Raw genomic sequence first — 22,950 nt, 5'->3', positions numbered from 1 at the left:
CCGGAATTCGGGAATGAAAGGACCGGTCAGCCCCTGAGTGAACCCGTCCCCATCCGGGGGCGGGTTCGCCATGCCGTACGGCCGAACCTGGTCCGCGTCCGTCCCGGAGCGGCACCGAGCACGACCGTGCGGGCCGTCCCGGGGACGAACCGCAGGTCATGGGTGAGCAGAATGGTCGTACGGCCCGCCATGAGACGGCCGAGCGGCTCCATGACCCGGGCGGCGGTCTCCGGGTCCAGGCCGGTCATCGGCTCGTCGAGAACGAGCACCGGGGCGTCGCGCAGGATCGCCCTGGCGATGGCCAGGCGCTGACGCTGGCCGCCGGACAGCAGCCGCCCCCGCTGCCCGACCTGGGTGTCGTACCTCGCCGGGAGCCGTTCGACGAACTCATGCGCCCCGGCCATGACGGCGGCCCTGACGATCTCGTCCATCCCGCAGCCGGGACGGCCGTAGGCGATGTTGTCCCGTATGGTGCCGGAGAAGAGCAGGTTCTCCTGTTGCAGGACGGTCACGGCCTCACGCAGCGCCGTACGAGGAATGTCCCTGATGTCCACGCCGTCGAGCAGGACACGCCCCTCGGCCGGGTCGTGGAAGCGCAGCAGGAGTTTGGCCACGGTCGACTTGCCCACGCCGCTCGGGCCGACGCACACGACCAGTTCGCCCGGTTCCGCGTGGAAGGTCAGGTGCCGCAGCGTGGGAGTCGACCTGCCCGGATAGGTGAAGCCGACGTCGGCGAAGTCGATCCGTCCCCGTGGAGGCGCGGCGGGCGGTACGGCCCCGGCGGAATCGGTGACCCGGGGCCGGATCCGCAGGACCTCGATCACCCGGTCGGAACCCGCCGCGGCCTGGGAGACGGTCAGCGCGAGTTGCCCGAGCCCCTGGACCGCCGGGTAGAGGTAGGCGAGGTAGGCCGCGAAGGCGAGCAGCCCGCCGATCGTGAGGCGGCCCGCCATGATCTCCCACGCGCCGACCCCGATGACGACGAGCAGGCAGACGGTCTCGATGATCTGGACGACCGGCCCGTACAGCGCGGAGAGCCTGGCCTGGGTCACGTTGGCCCCCATCCAGGCGCGCCCCTGGGTGTGCAGCCTCCGCGCCTCGGTGCCCTGCCGGTTGAAGGCCTGCACCAGCGCCTGGTTGGCCAGGCCCTCCTCGATGACGCCGTTCATGACGCCGTTGCTGAGCCGCTCACGCGCGGCGGCCGTCCTGAGGCGCGAGGCGAAGAGCTTGGAGGCGACCAGGAACGCCGGAACCATCGCGAACGTCACCAGCGCCAGGTCCCAGCGGGTCAGCAGGGCGGCCCCGGCGAAGAAGAACACGCTGACGGTCGTCGTGAGGATCCTGACCACACCGGAGCCGACCAGTTCCTCGATGGCCTCGACGTCGTCGGTGAGCCTGGCCATCAGGTCGCCGAGCCTGCGCCGGTCGAAGAAGTCGGGGGTCAGGGTCTGCATGTGCGCGAACACCCGGTCCCGCAGGCGCAGCAGGAAGCGTTCGCCGCCGACGGCGGTGGCGTAGGAACCGAGGAAGGAGGCCAGCCCGGCGACGACCATCAGGCCGAGCCAGACGGAGGCGGGCTCCCAGAAGGCGTCCAGGTTCCGCCCCGCGAGGACCTCGTCGGTGATGCGGCCGAAGAGCCGGATCGCCCCGATCTCGCAGAGGGCCGCGACGATCGCCAGCAGCACCCCGGCCACGAACAATCTGCGGAACCCCCGGGTGTGCGGCCAGAACCGCGAGAAGGCCTCCCTGATGGAGACGAAAGGGGCCGGTGGGGGATCGTCCGGAGGACGTGCGGGGGTGGAAAAGGAGAACCGGCGGGTTACCCGCCGGTTCGTCGCTGAGGGAACTACCACCACCAGCCGCCCCAGCCCCAGCCACCACGGCGCCAGCCCCGTCCACCGCATCCGCAGCGACGGCGTCGGCAGCCGCCCCACGCGAGCGGGGCACCGCCGGCCGGGAAGAGCTTTTCGAGTCTCATTGGCTTTCCCTTCTGGTGGAACCTTTCGCGAATCTCCAAATCACGACACTAGCACCGATATATGCATTAACCACTAAATCCACGATGAATGGATAACGTTTTAACCGGATATGTCATGACATCCCCTGACGCACCACCGGCCACCTCAAGGGAACGTCAGCGCAGGTCAAACCGCCCCCACGGAGCACGCCGTACGGCAAAGCACCTTCCCCGAAAGCGGGGAGAAGGGGAACATCGCGTTCACAGAAAGGTCATCGACTCGCACGGGAACCCGGTCGCCGCGAATCGGCCAGCGGGCTTCGCACATCAATCGAAACACCCCGGGAAAGGCCACGGAAACGCCGGTCCCGCAAACGCCGGGTAAAAGGAGACGGGCCCGCCCCGTGAGGGGACGGGCCCGTCGGGCCGGTGCGGGACTCAGCCCCAGGCGAGCATGCGCAGCGGGTCCTCCAGCATGGCGCCCACGTCGCGCAGGAAGAGCGAGCCCAGTTCGCCGTCCACGATCCGGTGGTCGAACGACAGCGCGAGCGTGCACACCTTCCTGGGCACGATCTGCCCGTCGACCACCCAGGGCAGGTCCCTGATCTGCCCGAAGGCCAGGATCGCCGACTCACCCGGGTTGAGGATCGGGGTCCCGGCGTCCACCCCGAACACGCCCACGTTCGTGATCGTGATCGTGCCGCCCGACATGTCCGCGGGCTGGGTACGGCCCGCCCGCGCGGTCTCGACCAGCGCCCCCAGGGCACGGGCGAGGTCGGGCAGCGACAGCGCGTGGGCGTCCTTGACGTTGGGCACGATCAGGCCGCGCGGGGTCGCCGCGGCGATGCCCAGGTTCACCCGGTGCTTGACCACGATCTCCTGGTTCGCCTCGTCCCAGGAGGAGTTGACCATCGGGTAGCGACGGGCCGCGACCAGCATCGCCTTGGCCACCAGCAGCAGCGGCGAGACCTTGACCTCGGCGAAGTCGTCGAGCAGCCGCAGCCGCCTGACGGCCTCCATCGTCCCGGTCACGTCCACCTGGAGGAACTCGGTGACGTGCGGCGCGGTGAACGCCGAGGACACCATGGCCTGCGCGGTCGCCCTGCGCACCCCCTTGATGGGGATGCGCTCCTCGTCGGGTCCCTGCGCCACGGCCGTCGCGCCCCGCCCAGGCCCGGCGACCGCGGCGTGGACGTCCTCCCGGGTGATGCTCCCGTTCGGGCCCGTCCCGGTGAGCGTGCCCAGGTCGACGCCGAGGTCCTTGGCGAGCTTGCGCACCGGAGGCTTGGCCAGCACAGCGCCCCGCGCGGCGACAGGCTCAGCCGGCCGTACCGGAGCCTCGACCACCGCCGGAGCCGGGGCCGGGGTTGGAGCCGAGGCCGGGGCCGAAACAGGGGCCGGAGCCGCCGGAGCGGTGGACTTGCGGGGCCTGCGCTTGGCCGTACCCGGCTTGACGCCGTAGCCGACCAGCACGGGCTGCCGCTCCGGCTTGGGGATCGTGGGGACCATGTCCTCCGCGGGGGTCTCGGCCGGGGTCTCCGGAGGACCCGAGCCGTCGTCGACGGTGATGATCGGCTTGCCGACGTCGACGGTCTGCCCCTCCTCGGCCAGCAGCGCGGCGATCACCCCCTCGTACGGCGAGGGCAGCTCGACGATGGCCTTGGCCGTCTCGATCTCCACGATGATCTGGTTGACCTTGACCGGGTCGCCGGGCTTGACGTGCCAGCGGACGATCTCGGCCTCAAGCAGGCCCTCCCCCACGTCGGGGAGCTTGAACTCCTTCACGTCGTCTCCCCTCTAGAACGCGAACACGCGGTCGACGGCTTCGAGGACCCGGTCCAGATCCGGAAGGTAGTGGTCCTCCAGCCTTGAGGGCGGGTAGGGGGTCGAGGGCCCGCCGACGCGCAGCACCGGGGCCTCCAGGTTGTAGAAACACCTCTCGGTGACCCTGGCGGCGATCTCGGCGCCGAACCCGTTGTAGATGGGCGCCTCGTGGACCACGACGCACCGCCCGGTACGGCTCACCGACTCCACGACCCGGTCGACGTCGAGCGGGTTGAGCGAGCGCAGGTCGACCACCTCGACGGACCTGCCGTCCTCCTCTGCCGCCGTCGCGACCTCAAGGCAGGTCTTCACCATCGGGCCGTAGGCCAGCAGCGTCACGTCGCTGCCCTGCCGTACGACCCGGGCCTGGTCGAAGGGGGTCCAGTCGGCGGCGGAGGAGGCGGTGTCCACCTCTGCCTTCTCCCAGTAGCGCCGTTTGGGCTCGAAGAAGACGACCGGGTCGTCGCTCCTGATCGCCTGCTGGATCATGGTGTAGCCGTCGACGGGGTTGGAGCAGGCCACGACCCGCAGGCCCCCGGTGTGGGTGAAGTAGGCCTCCGGCGACTCGCTGTGGTGCTCGACCGCGCCGATGCCGCCGCCACAGGGGATGCGCACCACGACCGGCAGCTTCAGCTTGCCCAGTGAGCGCAGCGGCATCTTGGCGAGCTGGGTGATGATCTGGTCGGCCGCCGGGAAGACGAAGCCGTCGAACTGGATCTCGCAGACCGGGCGGTAACCCCTGAGCGCGAGTCCGATCGCCGTGCCGATGATGCCGGACTCGGCCAGCGGGGTGTCGATGACCCGCTGCTCGCCGAAGTCCTTCTGCAGGCCGTCCGTGACGCGGAAGACACCGCCGAGCTTGCCGACGTCCTCACCCATGATCAGAACCTTGGGGTCGTCCTCCATGGCCTTGCGCATGCCCTCGTTGAGGGCCTTGGCCAGCGTGAGACTCGTCATCCCTCGAACCCCTCCAGGTAGGCGGCGAACTCCGCGCGCTCCTCCTCCATCAGCCGGTGCGGCTCCGCGTACACATGGTCGAAGATCGCCAGTGGCTCGGGGTCCGGCAGGGCCAGACAACGCCTGCGGACGTCCTTGCCCAGCTCGTCGGCCTCGGCGTCGATCGCGTCGAAGAACTCCTGGTCGGCGATCTCGCTCTTGAACATGTAGGCGCGGACCCGCTCGATCGGGTCCTTGAGCTTCCACGCCTCGAGCTCGCTGGCCACGCGGTAGCGGGTCGGGTCGTCGGAGGTGGTGTGGGCGCCCATCCGGTAGGTGAAGGCCTCGATGAGGGTGGGTCCCTGGCCGGAACGCACGTCGGCCAGGGCCTTGCGGGTGACCGCCAGGCAGGCGAGGACGTCGTTGCCGTCCACCCGGACACCGGGGAAGCCGAAACCGCTGGCCCTGCGGTACAGCGGGATGCGGGTCTGCTTCTCCAGCGGCTCCGAGATGGCCCACTGGTTGTTCTGGCAGAAGAAGACCACGGGGGCGTTGAAGACCGACGCCCAGATGAACGACTCGTTCACGTCGCCCTGGGAGGTGGCGCCGTCGCCGAAGTAGACCAGCGTCGCGTTCTCCGCGCCGTCGCGCTGCACGCCCATGGCGTAGCCGACGGCGTGCAGGGTCTGGCTGCCGATGACGATCGTGTAGAGGTGGAAGTTGTGCTCAGCCGGGTCCCAGCCGCCGTGGTTGACCCCGCGGAACATGCCCAGGAGGTTGACCGGGTCGACCCCCCTGCACCAGGCGACACCGTGCTCACGGTAGGTGGGGAAGACCATGTCCGTCGCGGCGAGCGCCCGCCCGGAGCCGATCTGCGCGGCCTCCTGGCCGAGCAGGGAGGCCCACAGGCCGAGTTCGCCCTGGCGCTGCAGGGCGACCGCTTCCAGGTCGACGCGGCGCACCAGGACCAGGTCCCGGTAGAGGCCGCGGATCTCCTCCGGGGTCAGGTCGATGTCGTAGTCGGGATGCTCGACCCGTTCCCCTTCCGGGGTCAGCAACTGGACGAGCTCCGCAGGTGCTTGCGCACCACGAGGGGCCTCGGCTGTCACGTGCCACTCCTGTGTGCTCAGGGCCTTGGGAGGTGGGTTCACCACCACTGTCCGGCCGGTTAGCAGCGCATCCGATCCGACTGGTGGTGGTTCGTATGCGTTTGTGGACATCGTGGCAGAGGTCACATACCTGTGCGCAAGACCTGCCTCGACATCCATCCCGCCCCTTGTTCCCGCCGGATCACCCCTCTCACCCTCGCATGGACCGCTCCCCCGGCGCACGGACCGATTCGCCGTGTGGAACGTGCCCGTCTCGCGCTCACCGGGACCCGGGACCAAACGTCCGGCGGAGCCCGTTACTCTTGAGGCGCCTAACCGTCCCCGCAGCGACCAGGAGGAACACCGTGGCGCGCGTCATCGTCGACGTCATGCTGAAGCCCGAGATTCTCGACGCGCAGGGCCAGGCCATCGCCCGCGCGCTGCCGCGGCTCGGCTTCTCCGGCGTCTCCGCGGTACGGCAGGGCAAGCGGTTCGAGGTCGAGATCGACGGCCCCGCCGACGAGGCCGCCCTGGCCGAGGTCAGGAAGATGGCCGAGACCCTGCTGGCCAACACCGTCATCGAGGACTACACGGTCACCGCCGAGTCCTAGGCCTTTGCGCCGCCCGGCGGCGGCGCGGGTTGTGTTCCTTTGCGCCGCCTGGCGGCGTCGCGGGCCTGGGCGCCTCTGAGTCGGTGTCTTCCCTCGTCACTCCGTCGCTTCGCTCCCGCGTTCCTCAGTCCAGACACCGACGCGCCCAAGCCGACACTCCTCACGCTGAGGGCCGGTAACCCGAACCCTTCGGCGCCGCGGGTTCGGGGTGGCCGTCATCGGTCGGTCGGCGCGCCTACCGGAGGCCACCGGGCGTCGAAGACAGGGCCTGGACTGCGGTCTGCACGGCGGAGATCCACGTAAGATCCCGGAACGTCCCTTATCTCAGGGGTAGATCCCTTACGCCCAGGTAGATCACTTTCTGGACCTGCGGTAATCCCACAGCTTGACCAACACTAAATAACATTAAGGTTATTTTGCGGTTAGCCCGGATTCCGCGGGGAAACCTTGACAGGGTGACGTCTGGCCCGGGAAGGGGATCCGGTGGATATCGAGTTCTCGCTGGCTCTGCCGAGAGAGGCCGTCGGCATACCGATGGTCCGCAGAGCCCTTGGCGACTCGCTTCGCTCACTCGGCGTCACCGAAAGCTGCGTGTCCGACATCCTGCTCGCGGTCACCGAGGCGTGCGCCAACGCCGTACGTCATGGGGGTCCGGCCAACCGCTACGAGGTCGAGGTCGCGATCGGCTACGGCCGTTGTGACGTCCAGATCATCGACAGGGGTCAGGGCCTGGTCCGGCTCCCCGAGCACTACCCTCCGGGCGACACGGAGAACGGCCGGGGCATCCTGATCATGCAGGCCGTGGTCGACGAGATCTCCTTCGGCGTCACGCCGGGCCGGGGCACGACCGTCCACCTGCGCAAGCACCTCGACTGGGACGACGACGCCCTCCTGCTGCGCGAGAGCCTCGCGTGCGAGGGCCTCATGCGCGAGGGGCTCATGTGTGACAACCGCGTGCGCGTCGGGCTGCCCCGCGAGGACCGCGTCCTCGCCGCGGTGTGAGAGATCCCACAGTTTCACCAGGTCACAGGAGCGAGAAGGCCATGCCGTACGGCCTGGCGGCCTGCGCGTGTGACCCGCTTGTCGGGAACGGATAGCCTGGGCGCACCGCCGCAGACCGCTGTCCACCGTGAGAGACGCCGGCGCGGCGCTCGTTTGTGGAGGGGAACGCTGTCATGAGTGCTGCCCGCGTGGGCGTCGTCACTTTTCCCGGGACTCTTGACGATCAGGACGCGGCGCGTGCCGTACGTCACGCGGGCGGCGAGGCCGTTCCGCTGTGGCACGCCGACCCTGATCTCAAGGGAGTGGACGCGGTCTTCCTACCCGGTGGGTTCTCCTACGGGGACTACCTCCGGTGCGGGGCCATCTCCAGGTTCGCGCCCCTGATGGAGGAGCTGATCCCGGCGGCCAGGGCCGGGCTTCCCGTTCTGGGCACCTGCAACGGCTTCCAGATCCTCTGCGAGGCCCACCTGCTGCCCGGTGCGCTGATGCGCAACGCGGGGCTGCACTACATCTGCCGTGACCAGGGCATCCGGGTCGAGAGCACCGCGACCCCCTGGACCTCCGACTTCACCGAGGGCCAGGAGATCGTGCTGCCGATCAAGCACGGCGAGGGCCGTTACGTGGCCGACCAGGAGACCCTCGACGCCCTTGAGGCCAACGGGCAGGTCGTCTTCCGCTACGCCGGGGGCAACCCGAACGGCTCGCTGAACGACATCGCGGGCATCAGGAACGAGGCGGGCAACGTCGTCGGTCTCATGCCGCACCCCGAGCACGCGGTCGAGGACCTCACCGGCGCCCCGAGCACCGACGGCCGGGAATTCTTCACCTCCATCCTGAAGAAGCTGGTGAACCTGTGAGCGAGCACGAGACCCCGCGCCCCGAGGCGGTTCTGGACACCGTCAAGCGGGCCCAGGACACCCCCGACGAGCGGCAGCCGTACGCCGAGCTGGGCATGAAGCTCGACGAGTACGAGCGGGTCCGCGAGATCCTCGGCCGCAGGCCGACCAGCTCCGAGCTGGCCATCTACAGCGTCATGTGGAGCGAGCACTGCTCCTACAAGTCCTCCAAGGTGCACCTGCGCCAGTTCGGCACCAAGGCCCCCAAGTCGGAGGCCCTGCTGGTCGGCATGGGGGAGAACGCCGGCGTCGTGGACGTCGGCGACGGCTGGGCGGCCACCTTCAAGATCGAGTCGCACAACCACCCGTCCTACGTCGAACCGCACCAGGGCGCGGCGACCGGTGTCGGCGGCATCGTGCGCGACATCATGTCGATGGGCGCCAGGCCGATCGCGGTCATGGACGCCCTGCGCTTCGGCGGCGCCGACGCCCACGACACGCGGCGGGTGCTGCCCGGCGTGGTCGAGGGCATCAGCCACTACGGCAACTGCCTCGGGCTGCCCAACATCGGCGGCGAGGTCGTCTTCGACCCCTGCTACATCGGCAACCCGCTGGTCAACGCGCTGTGCGTCGGCCTGCTCCGCAAGGACCAGATCAAGCTGGCCACCGCTCCAGGACCGGGCAACAAGGTCGTGCTCTTCGGCGCGCTGACCGGCCCCGACGGCATCGGCGGCGCCTCCGTCCTGGCCTCGGCCACCTTCGAGGACGAGTCGCAGGCCAAGCGCCCCAGCGTCCAGGTCGGCGACCCGTTCATGGAGAAGCTTCTGATCGAGTGCTGCCTTGAGCTGTACCAGGCTGACGTCGTCGTGGGCATCCAGGACCTCGGCGCGGCCGGTGTCTCGTGCGCGACCACCGAGCTCGCGGCCAAGGGCACCGGCGGCATGGACGTCAGGCTGGACCTCGTCCCGCTGCGCGATCCGTCGCTGCGGCCCGAGGAGATCCTGATGAGCGAGTCGCAGGAACGCATGATGGCGGTCGTCACCCCCGACGACATCGATGCCTTCATGGCGATCTGCGCCAAGTGGGACATCCCGGCGACCGTGATCGGCGAGGTCACCGACGGCGGACGCCTCGTGATGACCTGGCACGGCGAGACCATCGTGGACATCCCGCCGGGCACCGCGGCCGACGAGGGCCCCGTCTACGAGCGGCCCTTCCACGAGCCCGCCGGGCAGGCCTCCCTGAACGCCGACGTCCCCTCCCGCCTGGCCCGTTCCGAGGACCTGCGCGCCGCGCTGCTGCGGCTGCTCGGCTCGCCGAACCTGGCCTCGAAGGAGTGGGTCACCTCCCAGTACGACCGCTACGTCCGGGGCAACACCGTGCTGGCCCAGCCCGCCGACGCCGGGGTGCTGCGCATCAGCGAGGTCATGCCCGGTGCCGAGGAGACGACCAGGGGCATCGCGCTCGCCACGGACGGCAACGGCCGCTACGCCAGGCTCGACCCGTACGCGGGCGCGCAGCTCGCGCTGGCCGAGGCCTACCGCAACGTCGCGGTGACCGGGGCGACCCCGCTCGCGGTGACCAACTGCCTCAACTTCGGCTCCCCTGAGGACCCCGAGGTCATGTGGCAGTTCGCCGAGGCCACCCGGGGTCTCGCCGACGCCTGCAAGGCCCTCGGGGTGCCGGTGACCGGCGGAAACGTCTCCTTCTACAACCAGACGGGCTCCACCGCGATCCACCCGACCCCGGTCGTCGGCGTGCTCGGTGTGATCGACGACGTGGCGAACCGGGTCCGCAGCGGCTTCACCGCCCCCGGCCAGAAGGTCCTGCTGCTCGGCGAGACCGAGGAGGAGTTCGGCGGCTCCGAGTGGGCGCACGTGGTCCACGGTCACCTGGGCGGCCTGCCGCCGAAGGCCGACCTGGAGGCCGAGCGCGCCCTCGCCCTGGTCCTCACCGAGGCCGCCTCACGCGGCCTGCTGACCGGCTCCCACGACCTGTCCGACGGCGGTCTGGCCATCGCCCTGGCCGAGTCGGTCCTCGCCCAGGGGGTCGGCGCGACGGTCACCCTGCCGGACGACGACGCCTTCGTCGCCCTGTTCAGTGAGTCGTCCGCTCGCGCGCTGGTGACGGTCGCCCCGGAGTCGTTCGAGGCCTTCGCCGAGCTGTGCGCCGCCAACGACGTGCCCTGTCAGTGCCTGGGCCTCACCGGCGGAGAGGCGCTGGTCGTGGAGAACGTCCTGGAGATCCCGGCCACCGAGCTGCGGGAGACCCACACCTCGACCCTCCCGGCCATCTTCGGCTGATCCATCCCCGTCGGGGGGTACGGCTCACGGGCCGTGCCCCCCGACGGCGTTTCTCACGGTCCCCCGCGCCCCCGTGGCCGGGAACCCGCCGTACCGGTCACCGTTCCTGCTCCGGCTCCGGTTTCTCGTGCCTGCCCGGCCTGGTCCGGGTCTCTGTCTGCTGCCTGGTCAGCGACGGTACGAAGTCCTTCTCCTCAACGGGCTTGCCCTCGTGTTTTCCCATGGAGGTTTCCCTTCTCGCGGGGCTCCCGGCATGACGTACTCACCGTGACTGTAACCTCGCCCTTCGTGTCCGGGGAGAGACAATCCGCTCCCCTGCGGGTCACTGCCGGACGAGGCCATCCAAATGGGTCCGTAGGACATCGAGGCAGGCCTCGGGCGAGAGCAGGTCCGGATACAGGACGGTGTTCAGGCTGAGGCCGTCGAGCAGGGAGCTCAGCCGTTCGGTCTCGACGTCGAGGTCCAGCCCGGGCCGCAGGGTCTCGGTGTCCATCGCGCGCCGGAGAATACGCCGGACGAGGGCCCGCACCCCCACCGCGGCCTCACGGGCGAGACCGGCGTCGATCGCGGGATGGGTCCTGGCCGCGGTGACGAAGTCGACGAAGACCGCGACCTCGGCGCGGCGGGTCTCGTCCAGGGGCAGCAGTTCGGCGAGCAGGTCCAGGGAGAGCCGACGCCGCTGTTCTCCGGTGAGAGCCTCCAGGTCCCCCACCTCGTCGATACGGCGCAGCAGCCGCCCCTCGACCCGGTCGAGCATGGACCGCATGGCGAAGCCCATCAGCTCCTGCTGGTTGGCGAAGTAGTGCCGCAGGGAGCCGATGTTCAGCCCCGCCTCGTCCGCGACCGCGCGCAGGGACGCCGCCTGCAGGCCGTCCTTGAAGACGACTCTGAACAGCGCGTCCACGACGTCGGCACGACGGGCGACCGGATCGACCTGCTTGGGCACGCTTCTTTTTATCACACCTGTGATACCTTCGATTTATCACACCTGTGATAAATCGAAGGAGGAGCCGTGCAAACGGTGCTGACCCTGATGCTCGTCAGATTCGGCCTGATCGTGGGAGGGCTCGTGGTGGTCGCCCTGATCGCGTTCGGCGTCGCCGTCACGCTCAAGCGCCGGGGCAGAGGCGCCCAGGCCCGCCGATACGCCGAGGCCGCCGCCGGCTATCTCGAAACCCGCGCCGCCGCACGACCCGGGCGGGGAGGTTCCCGTGGACGGCTCGCCGGTGAGGCCGTCCGATTCGCGGCCCGCTACCTGGATGACGGGCGACACCCCAGGAACGACCGGCCCTCCGACGACGACCAACGCCTTCGGGACGACCGGCCCTTCGAGGACGGCCGGCGCTTCGAGGACGGCCGGCGCTTCGAGGACGAGCGGTACGGGAGGGACGGCCGGTGAGCGGAGACGGGGGCTCGGAGCTGCTCGACCACCTGCTGCACGACTTCATCGTCAAGGGGATCATCGTGGCCGTCGCCCTGGTCGTCCTCGCGGTGGGCATGGTGATCATCTGGCGGATGGCCGGAAGAAGCGGTCCCCGCGACCGCGACCGATGACACGCGAGGCACGGGGGCGCTCGCGAGTAGGGGGCCTTCCAGGAGCCGAGGCCTTCTGGGCGCGGAGCGTTCCCGGACACGGAGGTTTTCCCAGGCGCAGGGCTTTCCGGGCGTGAGGCTTTCCGGGCGCGGGGGCCGTCCGGGGGCGGGAACGAGAAAGGTCCCTCCCGGAGTGCGGCCGGGGAGGGACCTTCCTGGTCCTGCGCGGGGTGCGGGTCGCACCCTCTTCTGTCCGTGAGTCGCGTGAGGCCGGGTGTCCCGACTCCGTCCTCACGCGACCCACCTGGCCCTGCCATTCGTACGGCGGGGGCCGAGGAAGGGCCTTCCGCATCCGCTACGCGGAGCCCTTCCCGTCGAGCTCTCCTGGATCAGGAGAGGCAGATCACATAGATGGTGCCGCTGGCGTTCTTGCCGGTGACGGTCCAGCCAGTCGGGGCGCCGCTGCTGGCGTTGGGAGCGCTCGCGTAGATCTGGGCCGAACCACTTCCGCTGCTGATGCTGAAGCCGCCCCCGGTGGCCTTGCCCGAGGTGCAGGTAATGGTCTTGGTGACAGGCTGACCATTACCGAAGGAGACCTCGGTGCTGTAGGTGTTCAGGGTGCCGGCGCCGCCGGAGCCGGGGTCGCCCTTCTCACCCTTGGGGCCCTGCGGGCCCGCGGGGCCACGCTCGCCCTGCTCACCCTTGGCGCCCGGGGCACCGGGCCTGCCGTCCTTGCCGTCCTCGCCGTTCCGACCGTCCCGACCACGGAATCCCTGGGGGCCCTGCTCGCCCTTCTCGCCCTTGGGGCCCTGGGCACCGGGCTTGCCGTCCGTGCCGTCCTTACCGTTCTCGCCATCCTTGCCGGGGGTGCCCTGAGGGCCCTGCTCGCCCTTGGGGCCCTGAGCACCGGGCTTGCCGTCCGCACCGTCCTTGCCGGGAGCGCCCTGCGGGCCCTCGGCGCCCTTGGGGCCCTGCGGGCCGACCGGGCCCTGCTTGCCCTGGAGACCCTGGTCACCCTTGGGGCCCTGCGGACCGGCCGGGCCCTGAGCGCCGTCCTTGCCCGGTGCGCCCTGGGCGCCACGAGGGCCGGAGCTGGCGATGCCCTGGCTGACGTTGTTGCCGTCACCCCAGGTCACCCGGATCTCGGTGGACCTGCACACGGCGGACGGGTTCACGATGCGCGCGTAACGCGTCTTCTTGTTCACACAGGCGTGAATCTCGGAACCGGCCGTCGCTGCGACGGCGCTGCCGCCCACGGTGAGCATGGTTCCGGCCAGCACTCCGACGGCCACGACACTAAGCGTGCGGGCGCCCGGCACCTTGAAAGCCACAGGGCTTCCTCTCTGCTACACCAGTTACTGGTGTGTTGGAAGGGGTCATTTAGGACACGCTTAGACCGTTCCATTCGTTGTCACGTTAATCATCACGTTTTCGCATCGCTCCCGCCTCGCCGTACCGAACGCCAGGCCAGGAGCGCGGGACCACCTCACGACGGCCGCGCCGTACGGCGGGCCGCCATGATCTCGACGCCGCCGATCAGCAGGTCGACCCCGAAGGTGTCGTAGACCTCGGCCGAGCAGCCGTCGACGAGCGGGGTGGCCATCTCCACGATGTGCGGGTAGGACTCGCGCGGCAGCGACTGCAGGTTGAGCCGTTTGATCCGCTTGGCCTCGGCCGCCTCGGGGTCCGACGGACGGCGCCGGTCGCGCGCCTCCCCTCCGGCGAGGGCGATCGCGCCCTTCAGGAGGTATCTGGCGACCAGACAGCTCTCCTCGTAGGTGAACCCGGCCTGGTTGATCAGGCCGAGCGCGGTGTCCCACACCCGTAGGAAGCTCGGCACCTCCATCTGGTCCACCTCCTCAAGCACGGAGGCGGCGCACGTGTGCCGTCGCAGGACGCCGACCAGGTCCGCGACGAGGCCGCGCAGCCGCTCGTTCCACGGCCCCGTGGCGTCCTCCTGGGTCGCGAAGCCGCGCATCAGGTGGTCGCCCATACCGACGGTCAGCTGCTCCTTGTTCTTGAAATGCCAGTACAGGGCCATGGGAGTGACACCCAGGTCCTGGGCGAGCCGCCTGATCGTGACCGCCTGGAGTCCTTCGGCGTCACCGATGCGCAGCGCCTGGTCGATGACGGCGTCCCGGGTCAGTTTTCCCATCACGGTTGACAACTATACGCCGTACAAGCTCAACTATGCGATGTACATGTACAACGTATAAGTACGCCGTATAGGAGTTGATGTGACGACTGACCGCCGGTGGTGGGCGTTGGGAGCGATCTCGCTCGGGACGTTCATGACCTATCTCGACAACAACGTGGTGAACGTCGCGCTGCCGACGATCCAGCGGGACCTCGGGCTGAGCCTGTCCGGACTTGAGTGGATCGTCAGCAGCTACATCCTGGTGTTCGCCGGACTGATGCTGGCCGGAGGGCGACTGGCCGACATCCTCGGCCGACGAAGGATCTTCGTGATCGGGCTGAGCGTCTTCACCCTTGCCTCCCTCGCCGCCGGACTGGCCACCACCGGCGGCCTCCTGATCGCCGCCAGAGCGGCCCAGGGTGTCGGCGCCGCCCTGTTGACCCCGACCGCGCTCGCCCTGATCAGGTCGGTCTTCCCCGACGCCAGGGAACGCGCGACCGCCATCGGCCTGTGGAGCTCCGTCGGCGCGCTCGCCCTGGCCCTCGGGCCGCTGACCGGCGGTTTCATCAGTGAGAACTGGCGGTGGGGCTGGATCTACCTGATCAACGTGCCCGTCGGGCTGGTGACCGTCGGCCTGACCCTCTGGGCGATCAGGGACACCCCCGACGGCCGCGTACGGCACAACCTGGACGTCCCCGGCCTGGCCACGTCGAGCCTGGCGATGTTCGCCCTGACCTACGGACTCATCGAGGGCGGCCGGGCCGGTTGGACCTCACCGGAGATCCTCGGCGCGTTCGGACTGGCCGTCGCCTTCGCGATCGCGTTCGTCGTCGTCGAGCGCCGGAGCCAGGAGCCGATGATCGACCTGTCGGTGTTCAGGTCACGGGTGGTCAGCGGCGGCATGCTCTCGATCGGGCTGTGGGCGTTCGGCGTGTTCGGGATCTACTTCTTCACCGCGCTCTACCTGCAGAACGCGCTGGGCTTCTCCCCCCTTGAGGCCGGGGCCTCCTTCGTGCCGATGGCCCTGGTGATGGCGGTGTCCGCCGCCCTGTCCGCCCGGATCAGCCAGATGATCGGCACCGCGCCGACCGTGGCGGCCGGACTCCTCGTCATGGCCGGGGCGATCTTCGGGATCTCCTTCGTCGGCGAGGGCGGCACCTTCGGCGACCTGCTGCCGTGGTTCCTGCTGTACGGCCTCGGCGGCGGCCTGCTCGTCCCGGTCACCACGGTCGTCCTGGGCATGCTCCCCGCGGACCGCGCCGGAATCGCCGCAGGCGTGCTGAACGTCTCCCGGGAGGTCTTCGGCCTGCTCGGCGTCACGATTCTCGGAGCCATCCTGAACGGCAGGCAGACGGCGTTCCTCGCGGACGGCGCAGCCCCGCTGACGGCCTTCCTCGACGCCTACCGGACGACCCTGGTGATCGCGGCGCTCATCGTGCTGGTCGGGGTGCCGGTCAGCCTGTTCTCCCTGCGCCGGTCCCGCTCGGGGCAGGACGGGGACAGGCCCGCGGAGGCCGTACCGGCGATGGCACAGGGATGAGGAAGTACGGTGCCGCCCGCGGCCCCGCCCAGAGGGGCGCGGGCGGCACCGGGATCATCGGGTCAGGAGCCGATCTTCCCGCCCCTCCTGTGCCAGGTGACCACCACGGCGGGGCGGGGCTGGCTGTTGCCCCCGTCCGGCCAGTGGCTGCTCGGCGCCTCCGGGGTGGCACCGTTGGTCTCCCCGGGATGCTGGACGGCCGTGAAGACACTGCGCTGGTCGGGACTGACCAGGGGACCGCAGGTCTCCGCGCCGACCGGGACGCTCAGGAACTGCTTGAGGTGGCCGCGCTCGGAACCGCGGACCGGCATGACGAACAGCCCGTCGTGGGCGCCGAGCTGGTTGCCGTCGGTGGAGATCCACAGGTTGCCGTCGCCGTCGAAGGCGACGTTGTCCGGGCAGGAGATCGGCGAGACCTTCGTCTTGTCGAATCCGGCGAAGTAGGTCGCCGGGTCGTTCGGGTCACCGCAGACCAGCGGCAGCGACCAGGAGAAGGTCGTGGCGCCCGCGTCGTCGCGCCGCTCCGTGATCTCCAGGATGTGGCCGTGCTTGTTGGCGGGACGCGGGTTGGCCTCGTCCACCTGCGCGGGGGTCCGGTTGGTGTTGTTGGTCAGCGCCACGTAGACGCCGCCGGTGACCGGGTTGCGCTCCACATCCTCGGGACGGTCCATCTTGGTCGCGCCGACCTTGTCCGCCGCGGACCGGGTGTAGACGAGGACCTCCTGGGCCGTCATGCCGGGCACGTGCGAGATGCCGCCGGTCACCAGCGGGATCCACTGCCCGGAGCCGTCGAAGCTCCCGTCTGAGGGCAGCTTGCCGCTGCCGTCGATCTCCTTGGCCGGGCTGTCCCCGGTGAACTTCGCGACGTACAGCGTGCCCTCGTCGAGCAGCGTCCGGTTGTGCCGGTCGAAGCCGGGGATGTAGCGCCCCTTCGAGACGAACTTGTAGACGTACTCGAACCGGGAGTCGTCCCCCATGTAGGCCACGACCCGGCCGTCCCTGGCCAGGGTGGTCGTCGCGCCCTCGTGGGCGAGCCTGCCCAGGGCGGTGCGCTTGATCGGGGTCGAGGTGGGGTCGAACGGGTCGATCTCCACGATCCACCCGAACCTGTTGACCTCGTTGGGATGCTTGGCCAGGTCGAAACGCTCCTCGACCCGGTCGAACCTGCGGTTGCCCGCGGGAATGCCGGTCGTGGGGCTCACGCCGTACCGGGAGAGGTAGGGCTTCTGGGCCTCGGGGACGCCGTTGCCGTTGACGAAGTACTGGTTGAAGTTCTCCTCGCCGCTCAGCACCGTCCCCCACGGGGTCGTGCCACCGGCGCAGTTGTTGAGCGTGCCGACCGGGGTGGTGCCCGCCGGGTCGGCCGCGGTCTTCAGCAGGTCGCCGCCCGCGGCGGGGCCGGTGAAGCGCATCGGGGTCAGCGCGGTGATCCGGCGGTTGTAGCGGCGGCGTCCCCGGGTGACGAGCCGCCACTGCCCGGTCCCGCCGACCCGCTCGACCTCGACCACCGAGCCGCCGTGCGCGGCCAGCGCGATCCTGATCTGCTCCTCGGTCGCGGCGTCACCGTTGGTGTAACCGCGGAACATCAGGTTCTCGTCGGTGTACTCGTGGTTGACCCAGAGCAGGCCACGGTGGCCGCCCAGCGGGAAGAAGGTGACGAAGTCGTTGTTGTAGCCGAACTGCTTGGCCTGCGCGTCCGCGCTCTGGTTCTCGAAGTCGAAGGCGGGCGCGTCGGGCAGCACCGGGTCACCCCAGCGCACCACCGGCGCCGTCTCGTAACCCTCGGGAACCGTCACCCTGTCGTCGGTGTTCGGCGGGACCGCGGTGAAGGTGAGCCTTCCACCACCGTGACCCCCATGACCCCCGTGACCTCCCGGGCCGGGCCGGAAGGCCTGCGCCGCGTCATCGGGGCCGGGGGCGGCCAGGGCCGGGGCCGCGCCCGTCGCGACGGCGCCGATCGCGAGCGCGCCGAGGGTGCCCGCGCGCAGCACCCCGCGACGGGAGACGACCTCGGCGACCACGTCACCGAAGTAGGTGTTCTCGCTGGTGTTCTGGACGTCGTGAGCGCACTGGTTGCCGCAGCGGAACCAGCAGGTCAGCGCGCTGCGTCCACCCCCGTGAGGGCTGGCCAGCAGGGGGAGCGCTCTGCGCGGTGACACGTTCGCCACGGGGGCCTCCAAAGTTGTGGTGCGACCGGTTCGGCTGGACGTTACGAGGGCCGGGGGAATCCGGAGTGAACGACGCCTGCCCACCCGGTGAAGCGTGTGTCGCGATCCCCACCCCGAGCCGGGGGATGATGGGAACGTGCCTCCTCACAAGCCGGATCCCGCCAAGGTCCACGCCGCCCTCGACGCCCAGCTCGTCGCGCTCGGCGAGCCCGCCTACGACGGCGGGGAGACGACCGCCGAGTTGCTGCGGGCCTGCGTCGCCGTGGTGCTGCGGGCCTACGACCTGGGCCTGAGCCCCGAGCGGGAGGCCGCCCGCTTCGCCGTACGGCATCTGCTCGACCGGCTGGCCACGGCGGCGCCGGGACGGACCGTCGAGGTGCGGGTCCCGCCGTACGCCGCGGTGCAGTGCGTCGAGGGACCCCGGCACACCCGGGGCACCCCGCCGAACGTGATCGAGACCGACGCGCTCACCTGGCTCGAACTGGCCACCGGGCGGCTGACTTGGGAGCGTGCCGAGGAGGAGGGCCGGGTCACGGCGAGCGGAAGCCGGGCCGACCTCTCCGCCCACCTGCCCGTCACCTAGCGACCGTCCGAAGACCTCGCCCGCCACACCGTGGGACCACCCGGAGTCCCTCACGACCACCCCCGAGCCCACCCGCCACCGCGGGCTCCCCAGTGGATCACTGGGGATCATCGGGGAGCCCGTGTGAGACCGCTGCGGTCGTCGCCGTGGGTGTCGCCGCGGTCCCAGCTGCGGCCACCACCGTGACCGTCACCGCGGTCGTCGCTGTGGCCGTCACCTACGACCGCCACTGTGGCGCGCTCTGGACCTGCACGCCCAGCCGTTCCTCGACACAGCGCTGCTGCAGGCCGGGCGGCAGGTTCATGCAGTCACCGACCGTGCTGTAGAACCACGTCAGGAACACCACCGCGATGATCAGCGCCAGCACGCTCAACACGATGCCCCCGACGGCGCGGCCCCGGTTGGAGTCCTTCACGAAGGCGACGATGCCGATGACCAGTCCGGCGATGGCCGTCAGCACGCCGAGGCCGCACGCCACGAGCAGGAAGATGCTCACGATGCCCAGCACGAGCGACGCCGTGCCGAGCCCGCCGCCACGCGGCCTCTGGTACGGGCTCTGGTAACCCCCCTGGTACGGCGGCGCCCCCGGATAGCCCGGTCCCCCCGGCGTGAGCGGCGGCTGGTAGGGCTGCCCCTGCCCGTACGCCCCTTCCCGACCGGCCCCCGGTTGCTGCCCGTACGCCCCTTCCTGTCCGGCTCCTAGGCCCCCCGGGCCATACGGCCCCTCCTGTCCGGTCCCCGGGCGCTCCTGTCCGTACGGTCTCTCCTGTCCGGCTCCCAGGTACCCCTGTCCGTACGGCCCTTCCTGACCGCCCACCGGGCGTTCCTGACCGTACGACCCTCCCTGACCGGTTCCCGGATACTCCTGGCCGGTTCCCGCGTGCCGGCTGTACGGCCCCTCCTGACCGGCTCCCAGGCCCCCCTGGCCGTACGGCCCCGCTTGCCCGCTTCCTGGCTGCTCCTGGCTGTACGGCTCCGCTTGACCGCTTTCCCGGTGTTCCTCGCCGTACGGTCCTTCCTGGCCTCCCCGGTGGCCGGCGGCCTGCCGGCCGTACGGCGGTGCCTCTCCGCCCGCCCCGCCGTACGGGACACCCTGGCCCTGGGCGCCCTGACCTCCGTAGGGGCTGGCGCCGGGGATGCCTCCGTACCGGCCGGGCTCGGGATACTGGAACACCTCGGTGGCGTCCGAACCCCTGTCCGAACCCCTGCCTGGGCCCCCGTCCGGACCTCTGTCCGAGCCAGGGTCGGTCTGAAGGGGTTCCGGGACCTCGGGAGCGGTCGGCAGGTCGGGATGACGCGGTGTCACCGGTTCGTCCGGCGTGAAGATCGGCTCCCCCGGCGGCCTCTCCCACCGCCCCGGCGTCCCCGGTTCCGGCACTCCCGGCGTTTCCGGACCCGGCACTCCCGGACCCGGCACTCCTGGGGCGGGCACTCCTGGGGCGGGCGTCCCTGGACCGGGCAGCCCCGGTTCCGGAGCCCCCGGCTCCCGGGGCACCGGCTCGCGCGGTTCGGGAGACCACGGCTCCGGCTCCTCGGGAATCGGCCGCCTGGGCTCGGGAGAGCGCGGCTCTGGTTCCTCCCCCTCTCCCGGGGCCGTCGGGTGCTCCCGGCCCGCCGCCTCCTCGGGCTCCCCGTCGGGCCACCGGTCCCGCTGTTCCCGCCGCGGATCAGACTGGTTCGGGTCCTCAGGTGTTGTCACGTCCACTCTCCCGACGTGTAGGGATGCCGGATACCTCACACTCCCCCGGCTCTTTGCCGCGAAACAGGCCGACACGGCAAAACACCGACGATTGTTCGGCAACGGTGCGGCAGACGGCGGAGAAGGCCCCCGGGTTCGAGCAACGAGGAAGCCGACCTAGACTGAAGCATGTGCTGAAGGGCGACGGCCAGCTGAGCCATGACCTTGACCCCCGTGACCGGCCTCCGAAAGACGCGTGCGGCGTCTTCGGCGTCTGGGCACCCGGGGAGGAAGTCTCCAAACTCACCTACTACGGGCTGTACGCGCTGCAGCACCGCGGGCAGGAGTCCGCGGGCATCGCGGTCAGTGAGGGAAGCCGCATCCTCGTCTACAAGGACATGGGCCTTGTCGCCCAGGTCTTCGACGAGTCGATCCTCGGCACCCTCCGCGGCCACCTTGCGATCGGGCACTGCCGTTACTCGACCACCGGGTCGAGCGTCTGGGAGAACGCCCAGCCGACGCTGAGCTCGACCGAGGAGGGCGGCCTCGCGCTCGCCCACAACGGAAACCTGATCAACACCCCCGAGCTCTCCCAGCGGCTCGCCCCCGGCTCGACCAGGGCGACGACCGACACCGAGGTGCTCGCCTCACTGCTCGCCCAGGACCGCAGCCAGCCCATCGAGGACGCCGCCGCGGAGCTGTTCCCGCAGGTCAAGGGGGCATACTCGCTCGTCTTCATGGACGAGCGCACCCTCTACGCCGCCCGTGACCCGCAGGGCATCCGCCCGCTGGTGCTCGGCCGTCTCGAACGCGGCTGGGTCGTCGCCTCGGAGACCGCCGCGCTGGACATCGTGGGCGCGACCTTCGTCCGCGAGATCGAGCCGGGCGAGCTGATCACCATCGACGAGCGGGGTGTGCGCTCGCGCAAGTTCGCGCTCCCCGAGCCCAAGGGCTGCCTGTTCGAGTACGTCTACCTGGCCCGTCCCGACACCACGATCGCCGGGCGCAGCGTGCAGAGCACCCGCGTCGAGGTCGGCCGGGTGCTGGCCCGTGAGCATCCCGTCGAGGCCGACCTGGTCATCCCGACGCCCGAGTCCGGCACCCCCGCCGCCGTCGGCTACGCCGAGGCGAGCGGCATCCCGTACGGTCAGGGCCTGGTCAAGAACTCCTACGTCGGCCGCACGTTCATCCAGCCGTCCCAGACGATCCGCCAGCTCGGCATCCGGCTGAAGCTCAACCCGCTGAAGGAGGTCGTCGCGGGCAAGCGCCTGGTCGTCGTCGACGACTCCATCGTGCGCGGCAACACCCAGCGGGCGATCGTCAAGATGCTGCGCGAGGCGGGGGCCAGGGAGGTCCACGTCCGCATCTCCTCCCCTCCGGTCGCCTGGCCGTGCTTCTACGGCATCGACTTCGCGACGCGGGCCGAGCTGATCGCCGGTTCGCTCAGCGTCGAGGAGATCCGTGCCTCCCTGGGCGCCGACTCCCTCGGTTACATCTCGATCGAGGGGCTGACCGAGGCGACCACGATCCCCGCTGAACGGCTCTGCCGGGCCTGTTTCGACGGCGTCTACCCCATCGCCATCGACCAGGACAACGTCGGCAAGTACGTCCTGGAAGCCAAGCTGTGATCCTGTCTGTGATCCCGCAGAACACCTCGGAGACCGCATGACCAGTTACGCCGCCGCCGGTGTGGACATCGACGCGGGCGAACGCGCCGTCGAGCTGATGAAGGCGAAGGTCGCGCGGGCGCGACGGCCCGAGGTGGTCGACGACGCCAGCGGCTTCGCCGGTCTGTTCGACGCCTCGGCGCTGCTCGGTTACCGGCGTCCGCTGCTGACCACCTCGACCGACGGGGTCGGCACCAAGGTCATGCTGGCCCAGCGCCTCGGCAAGCACGACACGATCGGCATCGACCTGGTCGGCATGGTCGTGGACGACCTGGTGGTCTGCGGCGCGGAGCCGCTCTTCATGACCGACTACATCGCCTGCGGCAAGGTCGTCCCCGAGCGGATCGCCGAGATCGTCGGCGGTGTCGCGGAGGGTTGCCGCCTGGCGGGCTGCGCCCTCGTCGGCGGTGAGACGGCCGAGCACCCGGGCGCCATGGGCGCCGACGAGTACGACCTGGCGGGCGCGGCGACCGGTGTGGTCGAGGGCGACGAGCTGCTCGGCCGTGACCGGGTCCGCGAGGGTGACGTGGTGCTGGCGCTGGCCTCCTCCGGCGTGCACTCCAACGGCTACTCGCTGGTACGGCACGTCATCGCGCAGGCCGGTCTCTCGCTCGACGACCAGTTCGCCGAGCTCGGCCGTACGCTCGGTGAGGAGCTGCTGGAGCCGACCAGGATCTACGCCCTGGACTGCCTTGAGCTGACCCGTGCGACGGAGGTCCACGCCTACGCGCACATCACCGGCGGCGGCCTTGAGGGCAACCTGTCCCGCTCCCTGCCGCCGACGCTCGACGCCCTGCTCGACCGCTCCTCCTGGACCCCGCCCGCGGTCTTCGGGCTGCTCGCCGGGCACGGGAAGATCGCGCAGGCCGACATGGACCGCACCTTCAACCTCGGGGTCGGCATGGCCGCGATCGTCGCGCCGGAGGCCGTCGATCCGGCCCTGGCGCTGCTCAAGGCGCGTGGCCTGCCCGCCTGGGTGCTCGGCGAGGTCGTCCCCGGCACGGGTGTCGCGCGTTACCGCTAGCCGTGTACGGCGAGCCCCGGGTGGACGGCCACCCGGGGCGTTCGGAATCCGGAATGTCTCCGT

Annotated in this window: 20 protein-coding genes; 10 read left to right on the top strand and 10 right to left on the bottom strand. The window is 70.3% G+C overall.

All coding sequences use genetic code 11. The features are described 5' to 3' along the window. Positions 1-26 precede the first annotated feature (26 nt). The 4 genes from ACFYY8_RS40155 to pdhA form a co-directional block, all read right to left on the bottom strand. A complete protein-coding gene (locus tag ACFYY8_RS40155) occupies positions 27-1,934 on the bottom strand; it encodes an ABC transporter ATP-binding protein (protein ID WP_390050352.1) in 1,908 nt (635 codons plus the stop codon). A 461-nt stretch (positions 1,935-2,395) separates the two neighbouring features. Continuing rightward, the gene (locus ACFYY8_RS40150; protein ID WP_390050351.1) at positions 2,396-3,742 is read right to left on the bottom strand and encodes a dihydrolipoamide acetyltransferase family protein; all 1,347 of its coding nucleotides are present in this window, start codon (positions 3,740-3,742) and stop codon (positions 2,396-2,398) included. A 12-nt stretch (positions 3,743-3,754) separates the two neighbouring features. After that, entirely contained in the window at positions 3,755-4,738 is a 984-nt protein-coding gene (locus ACFYY8_RS40145) for an alpha-ketoacid dehydrogenase subunit beta (protein ID WP_390050350.1), read from the bottom strand. Beyond that, entirely contained in the window at positions 4,735-5,826 is a 1,092-nt protein-coding gene (gene pdhA, locus ACFYY8_RS40140) for a pyruvate dehydrogenase (acetyl-transferring) E1 component subunit alpha (protein ID WP_390050349.1), read from the bottom strand. Before pdhA ends, ACFYY8_RS40145 begins: the two co-directional genes overlap by 4 nt. 344 nt (positions 5,827-6,170) lie before the next feature. On the opposite strand from pdhA, the gene purS reads away from it, so the two are divergent. The 4 genes from purS (at position 6,171) to purL (ending at position 10,557) form a co-directional block, all read left to right on the top strand. After that, the gene (purS, locus tag ACFYY8_RS40135; RefSeq protein WP_184725185.1) at positions 6,171-6,416 is read left to right on the top strand and encodes a phosphoribosylformylglycinamidine synthase subunit PurS; all 246 of its coding nucleotides are present in this window, start codon (positions 6,171-6,173) and stop codon (positions 6,414-6,416) included. Positions 6,417-6,899: 483 nt separating this feature from the next. Beyond that, positions 6,900-7,418: an ATP-binding protein gene (locus ACFYY8_RS40130; protein ID WP_390050348.1), complete on the top strand. Its 519-nt coding sequence runs from the start codon at positions 6,900-6,902 to the stop codon at positions 7,416-7,418. Positions 7,419-7,591: 173 nt separating this feature from the next. Next, positions 7,592-8,275: a phosphoribosylformylglycinamidine synthase subunit PurQ gene (gene purQ, locus ACFYY8_RS40125; RefSeq protein WP_390050347.1), complete on the top strand. Its 684-nt coding sequence runs from the start codon at positions 7,592-7,594 to the stop codon at positions 8,273-8,275. A 95-nt stretch (positions 8,276-8,370) separates the two neighbouring features. Beyond that, positions 8,371-10,557: a phosphoribosylformylglycinamidine synthase subunit PurL gene (gene purL, locus ACFYY8_RS40120; RefSeq protein ID WP_390050375.1), complete on the top strand. Its 2,187-nt coding sequence runs from the start codon at positions 8,371-8,373 to the stop codon at positions 10,555-10,557. A 97-nt stretch (positions 10,558-10,654) separates the two neighbouring features. Here purL and ACFYY8_RS40115 read toward each other — a convergent pair whose 3' ends face one another. Further along, positions 10,655-10,780: a hypothetical protein gene (locus ACFYY8_RS40115; protein WP_390050346.1), complete on the bottom strand. Its 126-nt coding sequence runs from the start codon at positions 10,778-10,780 to the stop codon at positions 10,655-10,657. A 99-nt stretch (positions 10,781-10,879) separates the two neighbouring features. Continuing rightward, positions 10,880-11,503, bottom strand: coding sequence for a TetR/AcrR family transcriptional regulator (locus ACFYY8_RS40110; RefSeq protein WP_390050345.1), 624 nt, complete (start codon positions 11,501-11,503; stop codon positions 10,880-10,882). A gap of 66 nt (positions 11,504-11,569) precedes the next feature. On the opposite strand from ACFYY8_RS40110, the gene ACFYY8_RS40105 reads away from it, so the two are divergent. Together ACFYY8_RS40105 and ACFYY8_RS40100 are read left to right on the top strand one after the other, a co-directional pair. Continuing rightward, the gene (locus ACFYY8_RS40105; RefSeq protein WP_390050344.1) at positions 11,570-11,956 is read left to right on the top strand and encodes a hypothetical protein; all 387 of its coding nucleotides are present in this window, start codon (positions 11,570-11,572) and stop codon (positions 11,954-11,956) included. Further along, entirely contained in the window at positions 11,953-12,111 is a 159-nt protein-coding gene (locus ACFYY8_RS40100; protein ID WP_352015243.1) for a hypothetical protein, read from the top strand. The genes ACFYY8_RS40105 and ACFYY8_RS40100 overlap by 4 nt, the downstream gene beginning before the upstream one ends. Before the next feature lie 368 nt (positions 12,112-12,479). Here the strand turns inward: ACFYY8_RS40100 and ACFYY8_RS40095 are convergent, their stop codons facing one another. Both ACFYY8_RS40095 and ACFYY8_RS40090 read right to left on the bottom strand, forming a co-directional pair. Further along, positions 12,480-13,421, bottom strand: a complete 942-nt coding sequence (locus ACFYY8_RS40095) for a hypothetical protein (RefSeq protein ID WP_390050343.1) — start codon at positions 13,419-13,421, stop codon at positions 12,480-12,482. A gap of 155 nt (positions 13,422-13,576) precedes the next feature. Further along, entirely contained in the window at positions 13,577-14,245 is a 669-nt protein-coding gene (locus ACFYY8_RS40090) for a TetR/AcrR family transcriptional regulator (RefSeq protein WP_390050374.1), read from the bottom strand. 82 nt (positions 14,246-14,327) lie between these two features. Between ACFYY8_RS40090 and ACFYY8_RS40085 the strand changes: the two genes are divergently transcribed. Continuing rightward, a complete protein-coding gene (locus ACFYY8_RS40085; RefSeq protein WP_390050342.1) occupies positions 14,328-15,767 on the top strand; it encodes a DHA2 family efflux MFS transporter permease subunit in 1,440 nt (479 codons plus the stop codon). A gap of 62 nt (positions 15,768-15,829) precedes the next feature. Here ACFYY8_RS40085 and ACFYY8_RS40080 read toward each other — a convergent pair whose 3' ends face one another. After that, entirely contained in the window at positions 15,830-17,935 is a 2,106-nt protein-coding gene (locus tag ACFYY8_RS40080) for a PhoX family protein (RefSeq protein ID WP_390050341.1), read from the bottom strand. A 136-nt stretch (positions 17,936-18,071) separates the two neighbouring features. On the opposite strand from ACFYY8_RS40080, the gene ACFYY8_RS40075 reads away from it, so the two are divergent. After that, a complete protein-coding gene (locus ACFYY8_RS40075) occupies positions 18,072-18,518 on the top strand; it encodes a sterol carrier family protein (RefSeq protein WP_390050340.1) in 447 nt (148 codons plus the stop codon). A gap of 217 nt (positions 18,519-18,735) precedes the next feature. On the opposite strand, the gene ACFYY8_RS40070 is transcribed toward ACFYY8_RS40075, so the two are convergent. Beyond that, the gene (locus tag ACFYY8_RS40070; protein ID WP_390050339.1) at positions 18,736-20,217 is read right to left on the bottom strand and encodes a DUF4190 domain-containing protein; all 1,482 of its coding nucleotides are present in this window, start codon (positions 20,215-20,217) and stop codon (positions 18,736-18,738) included. 170 nt (positions 20,218-20,387) lie between these two features. On the opposite strand from ACFYY8_RS40070, the gene purF reads away from it, so the two are divergent. Next, entirely contained in the window at positions 20,388-21,824 is a 1,437-nt protein-coding gene (purF, locus tag ACFYY8_RS40065) for an amidophosphoribosyltransferase (RefSeq protein ID WP_352015249.1), read from the top strand. A 37-nt stretch (positions 21,825-21,861) separates the two neighbouring features. After that, on the top strand, positions 21,862-22,887 hold the full coding sequence (purM, locus tag ACFYY8_RS40060; protein WP_352015250.1) for a phosphoribosylformylglycinamidine cyclo-ligase: 1,026 nt from the start codon (positions 21,862-21,864) through the stop codon (positions 22,885-22,887). Positions 22,888-22,950 lie beyond the last annotated feature (63 nt).

The organism is Streptosporangium sp. NPDC001559, from assembly GCF_042893955.1.
Taxonomy (GTDB): Bacteria; Actinomycetota; Actinomycetes; order Streptosporangiales; family Streptosporangiaceae; genus Streptosporangium.
The sequence above is the reverse complement of the archived record's forward strand: the minus strand, read 5'-3'. Positions and strand labels throughout refer to the sequence as shown.